This window comes from Mogibacterium kristiansenii, assembly GCF_029224645.1.
GTDB classification, from domain to species: Bacteria; Bacillota; Clostridia; order Peptostreptococcales; family Anaerovoracaceae; genus Mogibacterium_A; species Mogibacterium_A kristiansenii.
Genome location: NZ_JAQXUZ010000021.1, coordinates 112583 through 133388 on the forward strand (window position 1 = coordinate 112583; position 20806 = coordinate 133388).

The 20806-nt window shown below is 50.8% G+C and carries 17 protein-coding genes; 3 read left to right on the forward strand and 14 right to left on the reverse strand.

The genetic code is table 11. The features are described 5' to 3' along the window. Nucleotide 1: 1 nt before the first annotated feature. Genes ilvD through ilvB form a run of 3 tightly spaced genes read right to left on the reverse strand, consistent with a single transcriptional unit; the run spans nt 2 to nt 3881 of the window. A complete protein-coding gene (gene ilvD / locus PUE40_RS06435) occupies nt 2-1669 on the reverse strand; it encodes a dihydroxy-acid dehydratase (protein ID WP_277672248.1) in 1668 nt (555 codons plus the stop codon). A 19-nt stretch (nt 1670-1688) separates the two neighbouring features. Beyond that, nucleotides 1689-2210, reverse strand: a complete 522-nt coding sequence (gene ilvN, locus PUE40_RS06440; protein ID WP_277672249.1) for an acetolactate synthase small subunit — start codon at nt 2208-2210, stop codon at nt 1689-1691. A gap of 9 nt (nt 2211-2219) precedes the next feature. Then, the gene (gene ilvB / locus PUE40_RS06445) at nt 2220-3881 is read right to left on the reverse strand and encodes a biosynthetic-type acetolactate synthase large subunit (protein WP_277672250.1); all 1662 of its coding nucleotides are present in this window, start codon (nt 3879-3881) and stop codon (nt 2220-2222) included. Nucleotides 3882-4315: 434 nt separating this feature from the next. Here ilvB and PUE40_RS06450 point away from each other — a divergent pair, with 434 nt between their 5' ends. Together PUE40_RS06450 and leuB are read left to right on the forward strand one after the other, a co-directional pair. Then, entirely contained in the window at nt 4316-6013 is a 1698-nt protein-coding gene (locus PUE40_RS06450) for a 2-isopropylmalate synthase (protein ID WP_277672251.1), read from the forward strand. 15 nt (nt 6014-6028) lie between these two features. Further along, on the forward strand, nt 6029-7105 hold the full coding sequence (gene leuB, locus PUE40_RS06455; RefSeq protein WP_277672252.1) for a 3-isopropylmalate dehydrogenase: 1077 nt from the start codon (nt 6029-6031) through the stop codon (nt 7103-7105). An 86-nt stretch (nt 7106-7191) separates the two neighbouring features. On the opposite strand, the gene tpiA is transcribed toward leuB, so the two are convergent. From tpiA to nth, 5 genes are all read right to left on the reverse strand, one after another. Further along, a complete protein-coding gene (gene tpiA / locus PUE40_RS06460) occupies nt 7192-7956 on the reverse strand; it encodes a triose-phosphate isomerase (protein WP_154553629.1) in 765 nt (254 codons plus the stop codon). 18 nt (nt 7957-7974) lie between these two features. Then, entirely contained in the window at nt 7975-9159 is a 1185-nt protein-coding gene (locus PUE40_RS06465) for a phosphoglycerate kinase (RefSeq protein WP_277672253.1), read from the reverse strand. Between the two features lie 82 nt (nt 9160-9241). Next, complete coding sequence (gene gap, locus PUE40_RS06470; protein WP_277672254.1) at nt 9242-10255, reverse strand: type I glyceraldehyde-3-phosphate dehydrogenase; 1014 nt, start codon at nt 10253-10255, stop codon at nt 9242-9244. A gap of 52 nt (nt 10256-10307) precedes the next feature. After that, nucleotides 10308-10775 (reverse strand): tRNA (uridine(34)/cytosine(34)/5-carboxymethylaminomethyluridine(34)-2'-O)-methyltransferase TrmL, encoded by a 468-nt coding sequence (gene trmL / locus PUE40_RS06475; protein ID WP_154553632.1) that lies wholly within the window; start codon nt 10773-10775, stop codon nt 10308-10310. A 51-nt stretch (nt 10776-10826) separates the two neighbouring features. Continuing rightward, nucleotides 10827-11474, reverse strand: a complete 648-nt coding sequence (gene nth / locus PUE40_RS06480; RefSeq protein ID WP_154553633.1) for an endonuclease III — start codon at nt 11472-11474, stop codon at nt 10827-10829. 88 nt (nt 11475-11562) lie between these two features. Between nth and PUE40_RS06485 the strand changes: the two genes are divergently transcribed. Next, a complete protein-coding gene (locus PUE40_RS06485; RefSeq protein ID WP_154553634.1) occupies nt 11563-12219 on the forward strand; it encodes a GntR family transcriptional regulator in 657 nt (218 codons plus the stop codon). A gap of 54 nt (nt 12220-12273) precedes the next feature. On the opposite strand, the gene PUE40_RS06490 is transcribed toward PUE40_RS06485, so the two are convergent. The 6 genes from PUE40_RS06490 to miaB form a co-directional block, all read right to left on the reverse strand. After that, nucleotides 12274-13020, reverse strand: a complete 747-nt coding sequence (locus tag PUE40_RS06490) for a hypothetical protein (RefSeq protein WP_277672255.1) — start codon at nt 13018-13020, stop codon at nt 12274-12276. Next, the gene (locus tag PUE40_RS06495; RefSeq protein ID WP_154553636.1) at nt 13013-14368 is read right to left on the reverse strand and encodes a MurT ligase domain-containing protein; all 1356 of its coding nucleotides are present in this window, start codon (nt 14366-14368) and stop codon (nt 13013-13015) included. The genes PUE40_RS06490 and PUE40_RS06495 overlap by 8 nt, the downstream gene beginning before the upstream one ends. A 3-nt stretch (nt 14369-14371) precedes the next feature. After that, nucleotides 14372-16006 (reverse strand): putative polysaccharide biosynthesis protein, encoded by a 1635-nt coding sequence (locus PUE40_RS06500; RefSeq protein ID WP_277672256.1) that lies wholly within the window; start codon nt 16004-16006, stop codon nt 14372-14374. 95 nt (nt 16007-16101) lie between these two features. Beyond that, nucleotides 16102-18621 carry an ATP-dependent chaperone ClpB gene (clpB, locus tag PUE40_RS06505; protein WP_277672257.1) on the reverse strand — a complete coding sequence of 840 codons (2520 nt, stop codon included), beginning with the start codon at nt 18619-18621 and terminating at the stop codon, nt 16102-16104. Between the two features lie 143 nt (nt 18622-18764). Further along, entirely contained in the window at nt 18765-19484 is a 720-nt protein-coding gene (locus PUE40_RS06510; protein ID WP_277672258.1) for a site-2 protease family protein, read from the reverse strand. After that, nucleotides 19481-20803 carry a tRNA (N6-isopentenyl adenosine(37)-C2)-methylthiotransferase MiaB gene (gene miaB / locus PUE40_RS06515; protein WP_330681547.1) on the reverse strand — a complete coding sequence of 441 codons (1323 nt, stop codon included), beginning with the start codon at nt 20801-20803 and terminating at the stop codon, nt 19481-19483. Before miaB ends, PUE40_RS06510 begins: the two co-directional genes overlap by 4 nt. Nucleotides 20804-20806: the final 3 nt, after the last annotated feature.

Consider the following 20806-nt stretch of genomic DNA (forward strand, 5'->3'; position numbering starts at 1 on the left):
CCTACAATTCCATGATTGCGCCCTTCGACGAAGGACCTACCAGTTTCGCATATCTTGCCAGCCAGCCGCTTGTAACCTTCGGTGCCGGGGCACTCCATGCAGCTCTTCTCGCTTCCAATTCCTCATCGCTTAACTGCACGTTAATTCGATACTCCGGAATATCGATTTCGATGATATCCCCTTCCTGAATCAGACCGATGTTTCCGCCGGCTGCCGCTTCCGGGCACACGTGTCCGATGGAGGCACCTCTGCTGGCGCCGCTGAAACGTCCGTCCGTAATCAGGGCGACGGTTTTGTCCAGCTTCATTCCGGCCAACGCGCTGGTCGGATTCAGCATTTCTCTCATGCCCGGGCCGCCTTTCGGTCCTTCGTAGCGAATGACCACCACATCTCCGTCGTGAATATCACCGTTGTAAATAGCTTGAATCGCTTCATCTTCGCTGTCGAATACGCGAGCCGGACCGGTATGCTTCAGCATCTCCGGTGCGACCGCACTTCTTTTTACTACAGCGCCTTCCGGAGCCACATTTCCAAAGAGGATGGCCAATCCGCCGGTTTCGCTGTACGGGTTATCGATGCTTCGAATTGCGTTGTTGTTCAGAATCCGCTTTCCGTCGATATTCTCCGCTACCGTGTGCCCGTTGGCGCAGATGGCGGTGGTATCGATCAGGTTCTTTTTGTTTAGTTCCGCCAGCACGGCTTGAATGCCGCCGGCATTGTTCAAATCGTGCATATGAGTGCCGCCGGCAGGTGCCAAATGGCAAAGGTTCGGCGTAACGGAGCTGACTTCATTGAACATGTTCAAATCCACCTTTACGCCCGCTTCATTGGCGATTGCCAGAAGGTGAAGCACCGTATTGGAGGAACATCCCAGCGCCATATCACAGGTCAATGCATTCCGAACGGATTTTTCATTGATGATATCTCTCGGGCAGATGTTCTTTTCGACCAAATCCATGATAGCCATACCGGCGCGCTTTGCCAGCATTACTCTCTTTCCGGTTACCGCCGGAACGGTTCCGTTGCCCGGGAGTCCGATGCCGATGGCCTCGCACAGGCAGTTCATGCTGTTGGCGGTGTACATGCCGGAGCAGGAACCGCAGCCCGGACACACGTTTTCCTCGAACTCGCAGAGCCCTTGTTCATCAATCAGACCGGCTTTGCGGGAACCTACCGCCTCGAACATCTTGGAGAGAGAGGTTTCTTCGCCGTTCACCAGGCCGCTCATCATTGGTCCGCCGGAACAAACGATGGATGGAATGTTGATGCGGCACGCGCCCATTACCATTCCCGGCACGATTTTGTCGCAGTTCGGAACCAGGACCAGTCCATCGAACTGGTGGGCCTTGGCCATGGTCTCCACGCTATCCGCAATGAGTTCACGGCTCGGCAGAGAGTATTTCATCCCCTCATGCCCCATGGCGATGCCGTCGCACACGCCGATGGCCGGAACCATAATCGGGGTTCCTCCCGCCATACGAACACCTGCTTTTACCGCCTCCGTAATCTTATCCAGATGAATATGTCCCGGAACGATTTCGCTGTGAGCGGAAACCACGCCGATCAGCGGGCGCTCCAGTTCTTCCTTGGTATATCCCATCGCATAGAAAAGGCTCCGCATCGGGGCCTTCTCCACTCCTTTTGTGACGTTATCGCTTATTTTCGTCATTCTCCAATACTCCTTTACGTTATTTCTTCTGTGCCGAGTCGTCTTCTCCGCGATTCAGACCTTCGATGCCGGTAATTCCGGTACGGCATACGTCAGTGATATTATACTCCTCCATCACTTCCATGAAACCGTTAATTTTCGATGGAGTTCCGGTTAATTCGATTACCAGACTGTGCTTAGAGAGGTCGATAATCTTACCTCTGAAAATATCCACGATTTCCTTTACGGAACTGCGCTGTTCCGGCTCGCACTGAATTCGCATCAATACGAGTTCGCGGTACAAACTGTTTTCCCGGCTGAGGACAATGACCTCTTCCACCACTTCCAGCTTTTCCGTCTGAGTGATAATCTGCTGCATGGACTGCTCCGTCGCACTGAACATGATGGTAATCCGAGACAGCTTCGGATTGTTGGTTGGAGATACGGTTAGTGAGTCAATATTGAATCCTCTTCGGCCGAACATGCTGATGACGCGGGTCAGAACGTTGGCCTGGTTCTGAACGAGGACGCTGACGATTTCTTGTTTCAATGGCTTATACATGACGCCCTCCTATCCTACAATCATATCATCCACGCTCTTGCCGCCCGGAATCATCGGCAGCACGCGCTCATCCTGAGAAATAACGCATTCAATCCATACCGGACCGTCTTCCTGAAGCGCTTGGCAGAATGCATCTTGGAACTCTTCCGGCGTGGTTGCCCGGAATCCCTTAATGCTGAACCCTTCCGCCACCTTCACATAGTTCACTTTCCGATGCGGCGTGGTGTTGGAATATCGCCGGTCGTAGAAAATGGTCTGCCACTGGTATACCATACCCAGTACGGAATTATTCAGAATCACCGTGATAATCGGCAGGTGCTGCGTCTCCGCGGTAACCACCTCGTTCAGGTTCATCTGAAAGGAGGCATCCCCCGTAATATGTACCACCTGATGATCCGGATGGGCCATCTGAGTGCCGATAGCCGCACCGTATCCGAAGCCCATGGTACCCAGTCCGCCGCTGGTGATAAACCGGTGCGGTTTCCGATGGTGAAGATACTGCGCCGCCCACATCTGGTGCTGTCCCACATCTGTTACGAAATACGCATCGTCATTTACGAATTCGGAAATGGTGGTCATGATATCCTTCGGATGAAGCGGACAGTCGGTCGCCTTTACGTACGGTGCTTTCTTCTTCCAGGAAACCGTCCGCTCCCTCCATTCGGAATGATCCGCCTTCTCCACAAAAGGAATGGCCTTCTCCAGAAATTCGTGAACGTTAGCGATGACCGATTTGTCAATCATGACATTTTTATTGATCTCACTGTTGTCGATATCCACCTGAAGGATGCGGGCACTGTGGCCCCAGGTTTTGGTATCCTGCGCCACGCGGTCGCTGAAGCGGGCACCCAGTGCAATAATCAGATCTGCGTGCTGAATCGCCCGATTGGCGGCGACGGAACCGTGCATTCCCACCATGCCCAGGCAGAGGTCCTCCTCGGTATCCATTACGCCTGTTGCCATCAGCGTATTGACCACCGGAATGTTGGCTTTTCGCGCCAGTTCCTGAACCAATTCACAGGCACAGGACTGCATCACGCCGCCGCCCACATACATCACCGGCTTCTCTGCGGCATTGATCATCTTCACCGCCGCCCGGATGTCGTCCTTCCGAATCTCCGGATCCGGACGAAGCGGAAGCGGTCTCTTGTTCTCGTACTCATAGGTGGTCGCCGTCACATCCTTTGTGATGTCCACCAGAACCGGTCCCGGCCGCCCGCTCCGGGCGATGACAAATGCCTCCCGCAGCGTGTCCGCCAGGTCTTCGATTCGATTCACGAAAAAATTATGTTTCGTAATCGGCATAGTTACACCGGCAATGTCGATTTCCTGGAATGCGTCCTTACCGATTAATGAATCCGGCACGTTGGACGTGATGGCCAGCAGCGGAACGCTGTCCAGACATGCCGTAGCAATTCCCGTTACCAGATTCGTCGCTCCCGGTCCGCTGGTAGACATTACCACCCCGACTTTTCCGGTGGCTCTGGCGTATCCGTCCGCCGCATGGCATGCCCCTTGCTCATGCGCCGTGAGAACGTGCTTGATTCGATCGCTGTATTTGTACAGTTCATCGTAAATATTCAGCGCTGTCCCGCCCGGATATCCGAAAATCGTGTCTACTCCGTGATCCAGCAGCACTTCAGCCACAATCTGAGATCCCGTCAATTTCATAGATATCACCCTTTCTTACGTCAAATTTTGCAGTTGAATAATTTAATTATAGTTACCGAATATAAATTGTCAACACAAATTTGTGTATTGATACAAGTTATGTATTATTTTTTAAACTTCTGAATATTTTTAGTTGACTTTTCACAAATTATAATGTATTCTGTACGAGAACTGAATATGCATTAGCGTTGACGGGAATAAACCTTTCACAGAGACTTTCAGAGAGCATCCGGGTGGTGTGAGGATGCAGGATCGGTTAGGTGTCTCACCCCTGAGCTGACATTCTACAAGTGGGCTGCCTCATTACGGCGCGGCCAAGAAGAGTGGTCCCGCGGATTATTTCGTCTCTTCGTTTCATCGGTTACGGTGAACAGCGAAGGGATTTTTTTATGGAACTGTTCATCGGGAGATTACATTATTAGGAGGAATTTGAAATGGAAAATGCAAAAAAGTATCAGCCGGGTTACTATAACCCACCGGAAACGACCTACGACTGGGTAAAGAAGGATCATATCGAAAAAGCACCCTACTGGTGCAGCGTGGATCTCCGAGACGGCAATCAGGCGCTGGTGGTTCCCATGTCATTGGAAGAAAAGCTGGCATTCTTTAAAGTTCTGGTGGACATCGGCTTTAAAGAAATCGAAGTGGGATTTCCGGCAGCATCGGAGACCGAGTTTGAATTCCTCCGCACATTGATTGAAAAGGACATGATTCCGGATGATGTTACCGTACAGGTGCTGACCCAGTCCCGTGCCCATATCATCGACAAGACATTTGCCGCACTTCAGGGGGCGAAGAATGCGGTGGTACACCTGTATAACTCCACTTCCGTGGCTCAGCGGGAACAGGTTTTCCGAAAATCAAAGGAAGAGATTAAGCAGATTGCCATCGACGGCGCCAAGCTCATGAACGAGTATGCGGCCAAGTATCCGGGCACCAACTTCGTCTTTGAATACTCTCCGGAAAGCTTTACCGGAACCGAGCCGGAATACGCACTGGAAGTGAGCAACGCCGTAATCGACATCTGGAATCCGACACCGGACCATCCGATGATTCTGAACCTTCCGGCAACCGTAGAAATGTCCTTGCCGCACATCTACGCGAATCAGGTAGAATACATGCACAAGAACATCCATAATAGGGACGGCGTGCGTATCTCCCTCCACCCTCACAACGACCGAGGCACCGGCGTGGCCGATGCGGAGCTGGGTATTTTGGCCGGTGCGGACCGAATTGAAGGCACCCTCTTCGGAAACGGTGAGAGAACCGGAAATGCGGACATCATCACCATCGCCATGAACATGTACACCCACGGCGTGGAAACCGGCCTGGACTTCTCCAACATGCCGGCCATCGTGGAAGCCTACGAAGAATTCACCGGCATGACCGTGGGCCCGAGACAGCCGTATGCCGGCGAGCTGGTATTCGCCGCATTCTCCGGCTCCCACCAGGATGCGATTTCCAAGGGAATGAACTGGAGAAAGGAAAAGAACCTCCACCGGTGGACGGTTCCGTACTTGCCGATCGATCCCCACGATGTGGGCAGAAGATACGACGGCGATGTCATTCGGATTAACAGTCAGTCCGGCAAGGGCGGCGTGGCATACATTCTGAAACAGAACTTCGGTTTCGATCTGCCGAAGGATATGCGTTCCGAGGTGGGCTATATGATGAAGGATATTTCCGACAAGCATCATGAGGAGCTCTCCCCGCAGGAGATTCTGGACTACTTTGCCGCAGAATACATCAACGACTTCTCCCCGCTGGACATTACAGATGCTACCTTCAACCACTACTCTTCTACTAAGGAAGAAAATCTGTACAACGTAAAGGTACGCGCCGTGATTCACGGAGAAGTATTCCATCTGGATGGAGAAGGCAACGGTCGTCTGGACGCCATCCGGGATGCTCTGACAAAAACAAAATACGATATTCAGTACGATTTCATCACTTACGCAGAGAATGCTCTCACCGTCGGATCCAAATCCAAAGCGGCATCCTACGTGTGCATCGCCGATGAAACCGGAAAGAAGTACTGGGGTGTCGGAACTCAGCCGGACATCATTCTGGCCACGGTAAACGCACTGGTCAGCGCCATCAATCGTATGAACAAGGAAAAGAAATTCATGTAAGCAGGGGGCAAATACTTGAAATATAATATCGCAGTAGTACCGGGTGACGGAATCGGCCCGGAGGTCGTGGGTGAAGCCATCAAAGTGCTGAATGCCATCGGCCAAAAATACAATCATCAATTCGATTACACCACCGTTCTGGCCGGAGGTGCCGCCATCGATGAATACGGCGAGTGCCTTCCGGAAGCCACCGTGGAAGCGTGCAAAAACAGCGATGCCGTTCTTCTGGGTGCCGTAGGAGGCCCGAAGTGGGACCATGTACCCGGCCCACAGCGTCCGGAGCGCGCCCTTCTGGGATTGCGAAAGGCCCTTGGGCTCTATGCCAATCTGAGACCGGCCATGATTTTCCAAGAACTGGCAGATGCGTCCCCATTAAAGCCATCCATCCTGGATGGCGGATTGGATATCCTGATTGTTCGAGAACTCACCGGCGGAATTTACTTCGGAGAGCACGTGACGGTGAGCGGCGAAGACGGCTCTGTCACCGCCTACGATGTGGAGAAGTATTCGGATTATGAGATTCAGCGAATTGCCCGGACAGCCTTTGAAATGGCATCCAAGAGAAACGGCCGGGTAACCAGCGTGGATAAAGCCAACGTGCTGGACAGTTCTCGCCTTTGGAGAAAAATCGTGGGTGAAATGAGCAGTGACTACGGCGATGTTGAGCTGGACAACATGTACGTGGACAATGCCGCCATGCAGCTGATCCGCGATCCGAAACACTTCGATGTGATCGTTACCAGCAACATGTTCGGGGATATTCTTTCCGATGAAGCCAGCCAGATTACCGGTTCCATCGGTATGCTGCCATCCGCCAGCCTGGCCGACGGAAACTTCGGAATGTACGAGCCGGTTCACGGCTCGGCACCGGATATCGCCGGCACCGATAAAGCCAATCCGATTGCCACCATCCTGTCTGCTGCCATGATGCTGAGATACACCTTTAATCTCAGCGAGGAAGCGGATGCGGTGGAAGATGCGGTTCGCCGTTTCCTGGCCGATGGATTCCGCACCGCGGATATTGCCGGAACCGGCGATGCCATTTCCGGAACTGTGGAAACCGGAGACCGCATTGCGGGATACATTCAATAAAATCTGCGAATAAAGGTCTTCATAAGAAAAAGTTCGAACCATTCACTTGTGAATGGCTCGAACTTTTTTTACTAATATTCTTTAAATTATTCTGCCAGTTCGGCTGCGGTCTTTGCGATTTCTGCGAAATCCTTTACCTTCAGGCTGGCTCCGCCAATCAGGCCGCCGTTGATGTCGGTTTTCTCCAGAAGCTCTTTCGCATTGCCCGGCTTCATGCTTCCGCCGTACTGAATGATGAGCTTATCTCCGATGGACATGTCATACAATCCCTGCATCATTCCGCGAATGAATGCACACATCTCTTCTGCCTGCTCCGGTGTCGCAGTGTGTCCGGTACCAATGGCCCAGATCGGCTCATAAGCGATAACCACCTTCTCCGCATACTCCTGCGGAATTCCGGCAAATGCTTCACCCAGCTGTCCGCATACGAATGCCTGCTCCTGCTTCTTCTCCCGAACTTCCAGGGACTCTCCGACGCAAAGAATCGGGGTGATGCCCTCTTCCAAAAGAACCTTTAATTTACGGTTCACCGTTTCATCCGTCTCGTTAAAGTATTCTCTTCTTTCAGAGTGCCCAACGACGCAATAATCCACACCGATTTCCTTCAGCATGTCCACGGAAATCTCTCCGGTAAACGCACCGGAATGCTCATAGTGAACGTTCTGCGCACCCAAGGAAATTCCGGTTCCTTCCAGCTCCTTCTTCAACGCTTCCAGCTGGGTAAACGGTGCAATAATTGCCACCGATTCCGGATTGGTCAGCTTCTGCGCCTTCAGCTCATGTACGTAATGAACGGCCTGCGCAGTGGTTTTGTTCATTTTCCAGTTTCCCGCAATTAAAAATCTTTTCATTCTTTGCAATCTCCTATCCTATTTCTCATCCAGAATGGCAATACCCGGAAGTTCTTTGCCCTCCAGGAATTCCAGGCTGGCACCACCACCGGTGGAAATATGTGTCATGGAATCTCCATATCCGAACTGCTGAACCGCAGCGGCCGAATCTCCGCCACCGATAATGGTGGTTGCGTCGGAATCTGCCAGGCATTTCGCAATTGCTTTTGTACCCACTGCAAACGGTGCCATTTCGAATACGCCCATCGGTCCGTTCCATACGATGGTCTTTGCGGTCTTCAGTGCATCGGTAAAGAGCTCAATGGTCTTCGGCCCGATGTCCAGACCCATACGGTCTTCCGGAATCCGATCTGCATCATAGCAATCGTAAGCCGCATCTTCTGCAAACTTGTCCGCTGCAACGGTATCCACCGGAAGAAGCAACTGAACGTTGTTTTCTTCGGCTTTCTTCAGAATTTCCGGAACCAGTGCCAGACCTTCTTCGTCCAACAGGGATGTTCCGATGGAATAGCCCTGAGCCTTCAGGAATGTATATACCATTCCGCCACCGATAATCAGGATGTCCACCTTGTTCAGCAGATTGGTAATTACCGGAATCTTATCGCCAACCTTTGCTCCGCCCATGATTGCGGCGAACGGTCTTTCCGGATTGTTGACTGCCTGTCCCAGGAACTGCAGCTCCTTCTCAATCAGGAAGCCGGATACCGCCGGGATATAGGATGCAATTCCGGTTGTGGATGCGTGTGCACGGTGAGCTGTACCGAACGCTTCCTGAACGAATACATCGCCCAACTCCGACAGTTCCTTGGAGAATTCCGGATCGTTCTTCGTCTCTTCATTTCTGAAACGAACGTTCTGAAGAAGGGCGATATCTCCCGCCTTCAAGTTGCGCACCCGATCCTTCACGTCCTCATCTACTACGCGGTCGGAGGCAACAAAGTGAACCTCCAGATTCAGGTACTCGGACAGCTTCTTGCATACCAGTTCCAGAGAGAATTCCGGCTTCGGTTCCCCCTTCGGTCTTCCCATGTGGGACATGAGAACGATTTTTGCGCCATTCTCGTGTAGGTAACGGATGGTCGGCAGCGCGGCCACGATTCTCGTATCGTCCGTGATAACGCCATCCTTCATCGGAACGTTGAAATCACAACGCATTACCGCTGTTTTTCCCGCCCACTGAATGTCTCTGACAGTTTTTTTCATAGTACACCTTTCTTTCTGTTGTACAAGGAATAACATTCAGAAACCGCGCCGAAAACAGCGCGGCTTCATCATTCATATTTTTTTACTTGTGATCTACCTGATACATATGACGAATCAGCTCCAGAATCTTTGCACTGTAACCGTACTCGTTATCGTAGAATGCAATCAGTTTGAAGAAACGATCGTTCAGCTCGATACCTTCTCTGGAATCGAAGATGGATGTGTGTGCATCGCCGATGAAATCGCCGGAAACCACTTCGTCATCTACATATTCCAGAACGCCCTTCATGGTTGTCTCAGAAGCTTCCTTCACCTTCTTACAAATTTCTTCATAGCTGGTCGGCTTCTTCAGCATTACGTTCAGGTCGATAACGGAAACGTCAGAAGTCGGTACACGGTAAGAAATACCGGTCATCTTGCCCTGCAGTTCCGGAATTACCAGACCAACAGCCTTTGCGGCGCCGGTGGAAGACGGAATTACGTTGCCGAATACGCTTCTGCCGGTACGCCAGTCCTTCATGGAACGAGCATCTACTACCTTCTGCTTTGCGGTTGCCGCATGAATGGTGGACATCAGGCCCTGATCGATGCCCCAGTTGTCGTTGATTACCTTGCACAGCGGTGCCAGGCAGTTTGTTGTGCAGGATGCGTTGGATACCACGTTGTATTCCGGCTTGTACCCTTCGTGGTTTACGCCATATACGAAGGTTGGGGTCTCCTTATCCTTTGCCGGAGCGGAGATGATAACCTTCTTTGCACCGGCATCCAAGTGAGCCTGTGCCTTCTCGGTGGTGTTGTACGCACCGGTTCCTTCCATGATATATTCTGCACCACAATCTCCCCACGGAATATCGTGTGCATCGCCTTCCATGAATACCGGAATCTTCTTTCCGTTAACCATGATTCCCTTGTCATACTTCTCAACAGTTCCCGGAAATCTGCCAAATGTAGAATCATACTTCAGCATGTATACGATGTAGTCCAGATCCGAATTTCTCCAGTTGATTCCGGCAATTTCCACATCCTCCATGTCCATCGCTGCTCTCATTACGACACGAGAGATTCTTCCAAAGCCACTGATTCCAACTCTAACCATTTTTTCCTCCTTGCATTGCCTTTCTGCAATAAAACATTTTATAATTCACCAATTATTGAAGTCCGGGGAAACCATTTTGCCGCAGAGCTTCAAATAAAATGATGTTCACGGAATTTGACAGATTCAGGGACCGCAGACGAGTCTGCTCACTCATGGGAATCCGTACCGCTCCTTCGCGGTGTTCCTGAATGAAGTCCTTTGGAAGACCCCTCGTCTCTCTTCCGAAAAGAATCATATCACCATCCTTGTATTCCACATCGGTGTACTTCTTTCCACCGTGTGTCGTTGCCAGGAACCAGCGATAATCCCCATAATCCCGAATAAATGCTTCCAGACTATCGTGAACTTCCAAATCCACATACTGCCAGTAATCCAGTCCCGCCCGCCGTACGGATTTGTCATCGATGTTAAATCCCAAAGGACGGACCAAATGCAACCGGGTATTTGTGGCTGCGCAAGTCCTTGCAATATTTCCGGTGTTTTGAGGTATTTCCGGTTCAACCAGAACAACGTGATACATAGATACTCCCTTACAAAAGTCAATTCCAACCATATATTAACAGTTTTGTAATTATTTTTCAACCGTTAATGAACTGCGACAGATTTCTTTTACCGGACAGTGGGCACAATCCGGCTTTCGGGCACGGCAGCAATTCCGTCCGTGAAAAATCAAAAGGTGATGTCCTCGGGTCCACCGTTCTTCCGGAAGAATCTGCATCAGCTGCTTCTCCGTTTCCAACACTTTGTCCGAATTCGCCAGACCGATACGGTTGGAAACACGGAACACGTGGGTATCCACCGCAATTTTCGGTACCCCGAAGCCTTCCGCCAGGACAACATTTGCGGTCTTCCGTCCTACTCCGGCCAAACCGGTCAAAGCGGTGAAATCTCCCGGAACTTCGCCTCCGAACTCCTCCGCCAGCTGCCGGGACATGTTGATCAGATTCCGGCTTTTGTTTTTGTAAAGGCCAATGGAATGAATGATTTCTTCCAAGGAAGCCGGTTCGGCCTTTGCCATGGCAAAAGCATCCGGATACCGTCGAAACAGTTCCGGGGTAATCCGATTCACGCTGACATCTGTAGTCTGGGCGGAAAGCATCACCGCACACAGCAGTTCAAAGTGGTTTTCAAAATGGAGCGCGCAGCCCGCTTCCGGATAGGCGCGGTCCAGCAGGTCCAAAACCTGCAGCGCCTGCCGGGGATCCAATAATTTTGACATAATTATTTCCTTTCCGGTATTGACATTTATCGTACACAGATTATATAATTGTATACATAGAGACCAAAGTATTACAAGGGGGTTAAATATGGATAAGAAAACCGAAGAAATCAGCCAGCCTCTTTCGAACACGCTTTTCACCGCGATTCAGAAAGATATCCTTTCCGGAAAGATTAAATCCGGAGAGAAATTAACCGAGCAGCGAATTTGCAAGCAGTATGATGTCAGCCGCACACCGGTTCGCGAGGCGCTTCGTCAGTTGGAAGCTGACGGTCTGATTGAGAATATTCCGCATCGAGGCGCTTTCGCCATCGGCCTAAGCCGCAGGGATATCTCCGATCTTTTCGATCTTCGGGCACAGTTTGAGATGAAAGCCGTAGAATGGGCCATCCAGCGCATGGATGAGGAAGGCGTCGACAAGCTGAGAGAGAATATCGAATTCATGGAATTCTACACCATGAAGGGAGATGTAGAAAAAGTGTTGAGCTTTAACTCTCAGTTCCACGACATCATCTATAACGGCACCCAGAACCGGATGCTCTATCAGACGCTGCACACCTACCAGACGTATCTGAAGCATTCCGCACCGCCAAAATCATTCTCCGATGACTATCTGAACACTATATTGGCAGAACACCGGGCGATTTTCAGTGCTTTTGAAACCAAAAATCCGGATGAAGGCCGGGAAGCCATGCAGGTTCACATGGATCATTCCAAACTCCGCCGCATGAGCAAATTCTTCTAATCGAATAAAAACACCATCCAAACGGGCCGGGTTCACAATCCCCAGCCCGTTTCCTTATTTATTCTGTTTCGTCTGATTGTAGCGGCGAACGCATTCCAGAGATTTTCTTTCCAGTTCAAACTCCCCTTCGTCCGGCTTCGGAAGATTCATAACGCCTTTGCTGCTCATGGCCCAAAGAATCAATTCCTGTGCCAGCCACGGATTTTTCACCAGAACCGGTCCCAACATATTGGTAAAAATCAGGTTTTCGGTACGAGCCCCCTCTCTCCGGTCTTCGTAGCTGCAGTTACCGTATCCGTATTCCACATCTCCCAGCGCAATATCGCCGTTCAGGAAGGTATCCATCACCTGAATCTGGCTTCCGTTCAAATCGAAGCCCGTCTCCCGCATCTTGCAGATCAGGTCATCTCCCACGATACTGTCCCGTTCCCGGCATTCCATATCCAGGTATCCCAGGCCGGTGACGGCAGTTCCGTCCAGCTTGCGAATGGTCTTACCGAAAGACGCACCGGTGGTTCCCACCGCAAGAATCACGCCTCCCCGGTAGATGTAGTCGTCCAAATCTTCTTTTATCCGTGAAAAAGCGTTAACGATGTACTCACAGGATTTGAATTCTCCCGGGTTCAGCAGCAATATGTCCGTATTGTCCAAATCGATTTCATCGCCGAAGTTCACCACTTTGTGCACTTCCGCTTCCAGCCCCATTTTCTCGGCAATTCGTACCAGCGCCATCACATTGCCCCGATCTCCGTGGAGGTTCAGGATGTCCGGCCAGCACCATGTAATGTTCAACTTATTCATACTTCGGTAAATCCTCCATCATCTGCTCATATTTATGAAGCCACGTAATCAGATATACGTTGTCGCAATCGTACTTATCCAGTTCCGCAAAAATATCATCGTTTTCATCCGAAGGGATGACGGTGATCCGGTCTTCCGGGAATCCGCCGTAGATCAGCCGATTGGCCGTATCGTATGCCACCGCTTCGGAGAAGCTGATGCAGTGCTCGATATTGGAATGGAGCAAGGATTCCACATCGCAGTCAAAGGCGTAGAAGGTGTTGGTGTAGAACGGCTGGAAGTCTTCCAGCTGCTCCAGTCCGATGAGGAAAATCTTCCGTTCCTTATCCTGAGAAATGAAATCAAAAGCGGTGGTCAGGGTTTCCGGGTTCTCCTGCTTGATTCGAATGTATTTGATTTCCTTGGTCTTGTACGGAATCAGTTCCAGTCTTCCGGCGATGTTTCGGAAGGACTCGAAGGATTTGCTTACCGATTCCGCACCCACACCGAACATTTTGCAAACCGCAATGGCCAGCGCGTAATTATACAGGAAGAACGGCTGGTCGTACGGCATGTGAACGGAAACGCCGTCGCAGCGGAAGGTGCGGTTCTCGAAGTCCACATCCGTCACCTGAACGTCCGGCTGAATCCGGCTGTGGAACCCGCAGGAAGTGCATCGGAATTCCCCCACATTATCCACGTTGTAATAGTTAAAAGCAATCTTGTTGTTGCATTTCGGGCAGCCCATGGTCACATCGTAGAAACCGTTTTTCTCAAAGGACTTACTGTGGCGTTCCACGCTATAAGTCCGAACTTCCCCCGCATAGTCCTCCAGGGAAAGTGCTCTCGGCTCTTCGTTATTCACGAAGATTCTCATATCCTTGTTCACCACTTTGGCGATTTTCTTGTAGATGAAATCCGGCTCTCCGTTTCGCTGAACCTGGTCTTTCTGAATGTTGGTCACACACAGGTTCTTCGCCGGGAGCTGCTCATAGATTTGCGCCAAATACCGCTCGTCGGTTTCGAAGATCAGGTAATCCCCGTTCACACGACCCAGCATGGAAGAATCCCGAATCATGGCGGTAGCCACGCCGGTAATCAGATTGGCGCCCTCCAAGTTGGTGGTTACCTTCTTTCCGGATGCCCGAAGTGCGTGCACAATCAGGTTATTGGTGGTGGATTTTCCATTGGTTCCGGTGATGAACAGGGTCCGCTCCGGATCCACATGGGTGAAATGGGTAATGAAGTCCTTCTGCAGCTTCAGTGCAAAAGCTCCGGCAATATAGGTTCCGTTCTTTCCCAGAAGCCGGCACAGGAACAGGCCGAACTTCGACCCCCATAGAACAATTGTAAACCAGATTCGTTTCATGCTTTACTCCTTATAAATTCCCAGTTTATGTGCAACAGCATATATTTTTCCGCCCATCGGAATATCCATCAGCTCGTCCTTGGTGAACATCTTCAGTACCAGAATCATCCAAGCATAGATAATCGCACCCAACAGGATGCACAGCAGCGTGGTGACGGCATTTCCAAGCACACCGCTGAGCAGACGGTACGCAATCAGAATCACCGCACCCATCACGCCGCCGGAAATCACCGGCACCGCAATGCACTTTCTTTTGTTCATGCGAATGGTGATGGACTTCTTCAGCGTAACGTATATGATGATAAAAGCAATCAGCTGGCAGACAAAGGAACTGATCGGTGCTCCGTACATGCCGATTTTCGGATTGCTGATTAAAATCAAATTCAGAACGATCTTCACCACCGCCCCGGTGAGCAGCGCCACCGCCGGCGTATACATCCGTCCCAGACCGAACAACGATCCCTGCAGCGTGTGATTTACCGCCACCAGAATCATGGTCACCGCAGAAAGCTGGAACACCAGTGCCCCGTCCGGCGCATTGGGATACAGCAGCCGGAGAATCGGATCCGCCAGCACCGTAAAGCCCACCGCACACGGAATGATGATCAGCATGGAGACGGTGACGGACATGGAAATCTTCTCCGCCGCCTGTCTGTAATCCTTCTTCGTCAGCAGCGAAGTGATTTCCGGAATCAGCGCCGAATAGAAGGACAGGTTCACCGCCAGCGGCAAATTCGTCAGGGTGTCCACCTTGGACAGAATTCCCGTCGCCCGCATCGCCTCTTCCTCCAAAGCTTGCTTGCTGCCCAGAATTCCCTTAAACGCAATCTGAATGCAGTTGCTCACGGTTACCGTATCGATAAAAGCAGTTACGACGGAAATGACGGATCCGATGGTCAGCGGAATCGCCGTCCAGAAAATCAGCTTCGCCATGCGCCTGTTGCTCTTCCGGTCGGTCTTCACCGCATCGTCGGATTTCATCCGGTATTCCCCGATATATTTTCGATAATAGTGAATCAAGTAGGAGAAGGAAATCAGCACCGCCAGCGTGGTGGATACATTCCCTGCCGCCGCCATGATGTACGCATCCCTGCCGATTGTGGCATAGACGAACAGGATGGTCAGCACGCAGTTGAAGAACTGTTCCAAGGACTGAGAAATGCTGCTGGCCCCCATGGTACCCAAGCCCGCAAAATATCCCCGGATAACGGCGGATACGCAGACGAAGAAAATAGCCGGTGCCAACACCCGCAGCACATAGGCTACCGGCGGCACGTGCATGATATTCCCGGCAATGACATCCGCTCCGAAGTACAGGAGCAAGGAACACGCCAATCCGATGGCACCGAATACCACCAATGAAATCTTGAACACCCGATGAGCATTGTTGTATTCGCCCAGAGCCGTTCGCTCCGATACCAGCTTGGAGACCGCGCCCGGAATTCCCTGGGAGGACAGTACCAACAGAACGGCGTATACCTGATATCCGGCCGAATAGTAACCGTTTCCCAGATCGCCGAACCCGTGAATATTGGTAATGGCCAGTCGGTACACTAAGCCCAGAAGCTTGATGACCAGCTGTGCCACCATCAGCATCAGTACGTTTTTGGCAAAGGAATTGCTTTTATTTTTACTCAAATTATTAAACCACCTTGTGTCTTAAATTAAACTACAAAAACTGAAATAGGAGATGTCTCCCCTATTTCAGTTTACATTATCCATTTCATTATAGACTATTGAACAGAAAAATTCAATTTACTATTTGCTTCGTCCACCCGAACGGTGTGACCCTCTGTCAGGTCGCCTCGGATAATCAGTTCTGCAATCTCGTTTTCAACGTGCTTCTGGATGTATCTCTTGACCGGACGAGCGCCGTAGACTTCGTCGTAGGATTCCATCGCAATCAGATGGGTAGCTTCCGGTGTCATTTCCACCTTCATATCCCGGTCGGCCAATCTCTTTTCCAGAGACTTCATGGTCAAGCCCACAATCTTCTCAATTTCATCCTGAGTCAGTGAGTGGAAGACCACGATATCATCGATTCGGTTCAAGAATTCCGGCCGGAAGAAGCTGTGAAGCTGCTCCTGCGGCAGGTTGGATGTCATGATAATAACCGTGTTCTTAAAGTCCACGGTCCGGCCCTGGTTGTCCGTCAGCCGGCCATCGTCCAGCAGCTGCAGCAGCAGGTTGAATACATCCGGATGTGCCTTCTCAATCTCATCGAACAGGATAACACTGTACGGTTTTCTCCGTACCGCTTCCGTCAGCTGTCCGCCTTCTTCATAACCAACATACCCCGGAGGCGCTCCTACCAGACGGGACACAGAATGCTTCTCCATGTACTCCGACATATCGATTCGAATCAGGTTCTTTTCGGTATCGAACAGGGTTTCGCAAAGTGTTTTTGCCAGCTCCGTCTTACCAACACCTGTCGGCCCCAGGAAAATAAAGGAACCGATTGGACGGTTTTCATTCTTTAAACCGGCTCTTGCCCGAAGAATGGCTTCGGTAACCGCATTGATGCCTTCGTCCTGGCCGATGACCCGTCGATGAAGAATGTCTTTCAAGTGCAGGAGTTTCTCTCTTTCCGTCTCTGCCAGACGGGAAGCCGGAATTCCGGTCCAGTCGGAAATAACCTCCCGAATCTCTTCTTCTCCTACTTCTTCTTTCAGGAGCTTGTGTTCCTGGTCCTTATTGACCTTTTCCTTCAGCGCATCGATTTCCTTCTCCAGCTTCGGAAGGTCGCCGTATTTCAGTTTGGCCAGTTTCTCCAGGTCGTAACTCCGTTCTGCGGTTTCAATTTCGTGACGCAGTTCTTCCAGTTCCTGTTTCTTTGCTTTCAGATTCTGAATCCCCTGCTTTTCATTTTCCCATTTTGCCCGCAGCTCGTTGTTGTCTGACTGCAAGTCGGCCAGTTCCTTTTCAATCGTTTCCAGTCGAGTCTTGCTGCCCTTATCTTCTTCTTTCAACAAAGCCTGCTTCTCAATTTCCAGCTGCATGATTTTACGGGAAATGGTATCCAGTTCCGCCGGCATGCTATCGATTTCGGTCCGGATTCGTGCCGCTGCTTCATCCATCAGATCGATGGCCTTATCCGGAAGGAACCGATCACTGATGTACCGGTTGGACAGGGTGGCACAGGCAATCAGTGCATTATCCTGAATTCGAACGCCATGGTGGATTTCAAACTTTTCCTTCAAACCACGCAGAATAGAAATGGTATCCTCAACGCTCGGCTCATCCACCATTACCTTCTGGAAACGGCGCTCCAATGCCGCATCCTTCTCGATGTACTTCCGGTACTCATCCAAAGTGGTGGCGCCGATGCAGTGAAGCTCGCCTCGAGCCAGCTTTGGCTTCAGCAGGTTTCCGGCATCCATGGAACCTTCCGTTTTTCCGGCACCTACAATGTTATGAATTTCATCGATGAACAGGATAATCTTGCCATCGGACTTGTCAATTTCATTCAGAACCGCCTTCAGCCGTTCCTCGAATTCACCCCGGTATTTCGCACCGGCAATCAGAGATCCCATATCCAGGGAGAAGATGGTCTTGTCCTTCAGGTTCTCCGGAACATCTCCGTTTACGATTCGCTGTGCCAATCCCTCAACAACGGCGGTTTTGCCTACACCCGGTTCACCAATCAGTACCGGGTTATTTTTGGTCCGTCTGGACAGGATTTCGATGGTCCGACGGATTTCTTTGTCTCTTCCGATCACCGGATCCAGCTTTCCCTTTCGAGCGGATTCTACCAGATCGATACCGTACTTATTGAGGGCATCGTAGCTGTCCTCCGGATTCTGATTGGTTACCCGTTGGTTTCCTCGAACCATGGTAAGTGCCTTCAGAAACTCATCCTTGTGGATGCCGTATCGACGCATCAGCTGTTCCGTCTCATTGTCGCCGGACCGGAGAATGGCCAGATAGGCGTGTTCCACGCTTACGTATTCATCTTTAAATTCGGATGCGATGCTCTCCGCATTCATCAGCACCTTGTTCAGCTTCGTCGAAAGATATACCTCGCCGCCGCTGACCTTTGGCAGTTTCTCCAGACTTTGTTTCAGATCCTCCTTATATGAAGAGACGTTGACGTTCATCGCTTCCAGAAGCTTTGCAATTAAGCCGTCCGGATCGCTGACGATGGCGTAGTGCAGATGCTCCACTTCGATGGCCTGGTTGCCGTAGGACATGGCCAGGTTCTGTGCATCCATCACTGCCGACTGCATCTTCTGCGTATACTTTTCAATTTTCATTCCACTTCACCTCCGTGAATTTAGTTTTCATTTATGTGAACAATCCTTGATTGATTGGTTGCCCTTTTTCTTACAATAAAAATTTAGCACTCGACTGTGTCGAGTGCTAACAATTCTTGTGAAGATTCTGTGAAATTCTAATTTTATAAAATAATATACTGCAGCAAGAGTGCGTAGACGCCGTTTACCATCGGATTAAGAATCTTATCCACCACGCCCACGATCAGCAGAATCATGAGAATCGGGAAGCCGTAGTTGTACAGCGTATAGTAGAAGCTCTTTTCCCGCAGATTAAAAATTTCCGTAATTATGCCGAATCCATCCAGCGGCGGAACCGGAATCAGGTTGAATACCATCAATACCACATTGACGATAACCACCTGCAAGAGGATGTTGAACAGCGTTCCCATAAGAGTTCCGTCGGACAGCTTAGCGTACGGTACGTTGATGTACACGAAGTGAACGATGAAGCTGAATACGATGGCGACGATTAGATTCATTACCACCCCGGCCAAAGATACCAGCAGCTCATCCCTTCTCGGATGCTTATAGTATCTCGAATTGACTTCCACCGGGATGCCCCATCCGAATCCACAGAACATCAGCGCCAGGAATCCTATCGGATCGAAGTGCGCCAGCGGATTCAGCGTTACCCTTCCCCGCGCTCTCGGTGTCGGATCACCCAGGCGATCGGACACAAATGCGTGACCGAACTCATGGAAAGACAGGCCGATGACGATTCCCGGCAGAGCAATCAGCATATTGAGGAAATAGGTCTTCGGATTGGTCAGACCGTTCTGAGCGATGTTCACCATCAGCAGGATGACCAGCAGAATGCCCAGTTGTTTCATGCGATTTTTCATGCGTCCACCTTCTCTCCGTCCAGACTAAATGTCTTCGTCTTCGTGATGCGAACCGAAACCATCTGTCCTTCCGTCAACGGTTCTTCCGATGTGAAGTTCACCAGCTTAAAGGTGTCGGTCCGGCCGGACCATGCGCCGGCATCGTTCTTGCTGGGACCGTCCACCATAACGGCAACAATTTTTCCCAGGTATTCGGAATTCTTTTTCGCCGAGCATCGATTCACTTCCTCGACCAATCGGTCAAAGCGCTCGTGCTTGATGTTCTCCGGAATCTGCTCGTCGTATTTCGCCGCAGGAGTACCCACTCTCGGGGAGTAGATAAAAGTAAAGGCGGAGTCGTACTCCACTTCCCGCACCAGGCTCAGCGTATCCAGAAAATCTTCTTCCGTCTCCCCCGGGAATCCCACGATGATGTCCGTAGAGATGGAAAGGTCCGGACAGGTTGCCCGAAGCTTTTCCACGATTTCCATGTATCGCTGCCGATTGTAGTGTCGATTCATGCGTCTCAGCACCTCATCGCTGCCGGACTGAACCGGGAGATGGATGTTATGACACAGCTTCTTGCAGTCTCCGAAGCAGGCAATCAGCTCATCGGAAAGGTCCTTCGGATGGGACGTCATGAAGCGAATCCGCTCCAGTCCCTCCACTTCATCCAAAGCACGAATCAGTGTCGCAAAGTTGTTTCCGTCCGCATCTCGGAAGGAGTTCACGTTCTGTCCCAGCAGCATCACTTCCTTCACGCTGTCGTTCACCAGGTTGATGATTTCTTGCTTCACCGCCCGAAGGGACCGGCTCTTCTCCCGTCCGCGGGTGTACGGAACGATGCAGTAGGTGCAGAAATTATTGCATCCATAGGTAATATTCACCAGTGCCTTGTGTTTGAATTCCCGCTTCGATTCCTTTTCTTCCGGAATCTCTTCATTGTTGGCGATGATGGAGAACTGCTTCTTTCCGGTGCGAATCCGCTCCATCAGCAGGTTCGGGAATTCCGCAATGGTCTGGGTACCGAACACGATGTCCACCCAGCCGAAGCTCTTCCGAATTTCCTCCACGATATGCGGCTGCTGCGGCATGCATCCGCAAATGCAAATGATAAAGTCCGGGTTATTTTTCTTCTGTTTCTTGAATTGTCCCAGCATTCCGAAGAAACGCTTGTCCGCATGTTCCCGAACGCTGCAGGTGTTCATCACCACAACATCCGCTTCTTCCGGATTCGGGGTATGGCTGTAATCCAGCGCTTCCAGCATTCCGGCGATATTCTCCGAATCGTGCTCGTTCATCTGACAGCCATAGGTAATAATATGATAATTCTTGCTCAAAAG

Excerpts from the sequence above, each read along its gene's own strand:
- clpB (WP_277672257.1), bottom strand. The coding sequence starts at position 18,621 with ATGAAAATTGAAAAGTATACGCAGAAGATGCAGTCGGCAGTGATGGAT.
- tpiA (WP_154553629.1), bottom strand. The coding sequence starts at position 7,956 with ATGAAAAGATTTTTAATTGCGGGAAACTGGAAAATGAACAAAACCACT.
- ilvN (WP_277672249.1), bottom strand. The coding sequence starts at position 2,210 with ATGTATAAGCCATTGAAACAAGAAATCGTCAGCGTCCTCGTTCAGAAC.
- trmL (WP_154553632.1), bottom strand. The coding sequence starts at position 10,775 with ATGTATCACGTTGTTCTGGTTGAACCGGAAATACCTCAAAACACCGGA.
- nth (WP_154553633.1), bottom strand. The coding sequence starts at position 11,474 with ATGTCAAAATTATTGGATCCCCGGCAGGCGCTGCAGGTTTTGGACCTG.
- ilvB (WP_277672250.1), bottom strand. The coding sequence starts at position 3,881 with ATGAAATTGACGGGATCTCAGATTGTGGCTGAAGTGCTGCTGGATCAC.
- PUE40_RS06465 (WP_277672253.1), bottom strand. The coding sequence starts at position 9,159 with ATGAAAAAAACTGTCAGAGACATTCAGTGGGCGGGAAAAACAGCGGTA.
- PUE40_RS06490 (WP_277672255.1), bottom strand. The coding sequence starts at position 13,020 with ATGAATAAGTTGAACATTACATGGTGCTGGCCGGACATCCTGAACCTC.
- PUE40_RS06485 (WP_154553634.1), top strand. The coding sequence starts at position 11,563 with ATGGATAAGAAAACCGAAGAAATCAGCCAGCCTCTTTCGAACACGCTT.
- PUE40_RS06495 (WP_154553636.1), bottom strand. The coding sequence starts at position 14,368 with ATGAAACGAATCTGGTTTACAATTGTTCTATGGGGGTCGAAGTTCGGC.
- ilvD (WP_277672248.1), bottom strand. The coding sequence starts at position 1,669 with ATGACGAAAATAAGCGATAACGTCACAAAAGGAGTGGAGAAGGCCCCG.
- gap (WP_277672254.1), bottom strand. The coding sequence starts at position 10,255 with ATGGTTAGAGTTGGAATCAGTGGCTTTGGAAGAATCTCTCGTGTCGTA.
- PUE40_RS06450 (WP_277672251.1), top strand. The coding sequence starts at position 4,316 with ATGGAAAATGCAAAAAAGTATCAGCCGGGTTACTATAACCCACCGGAA.
- PUE40_RS06510 (WP_277672258.1), bottom strand. The coding sequence starts at position 19,484 with ATGAAAAATCGCATGAAACAACTGGGCATTCTGCTGGTCATCCTGCTG.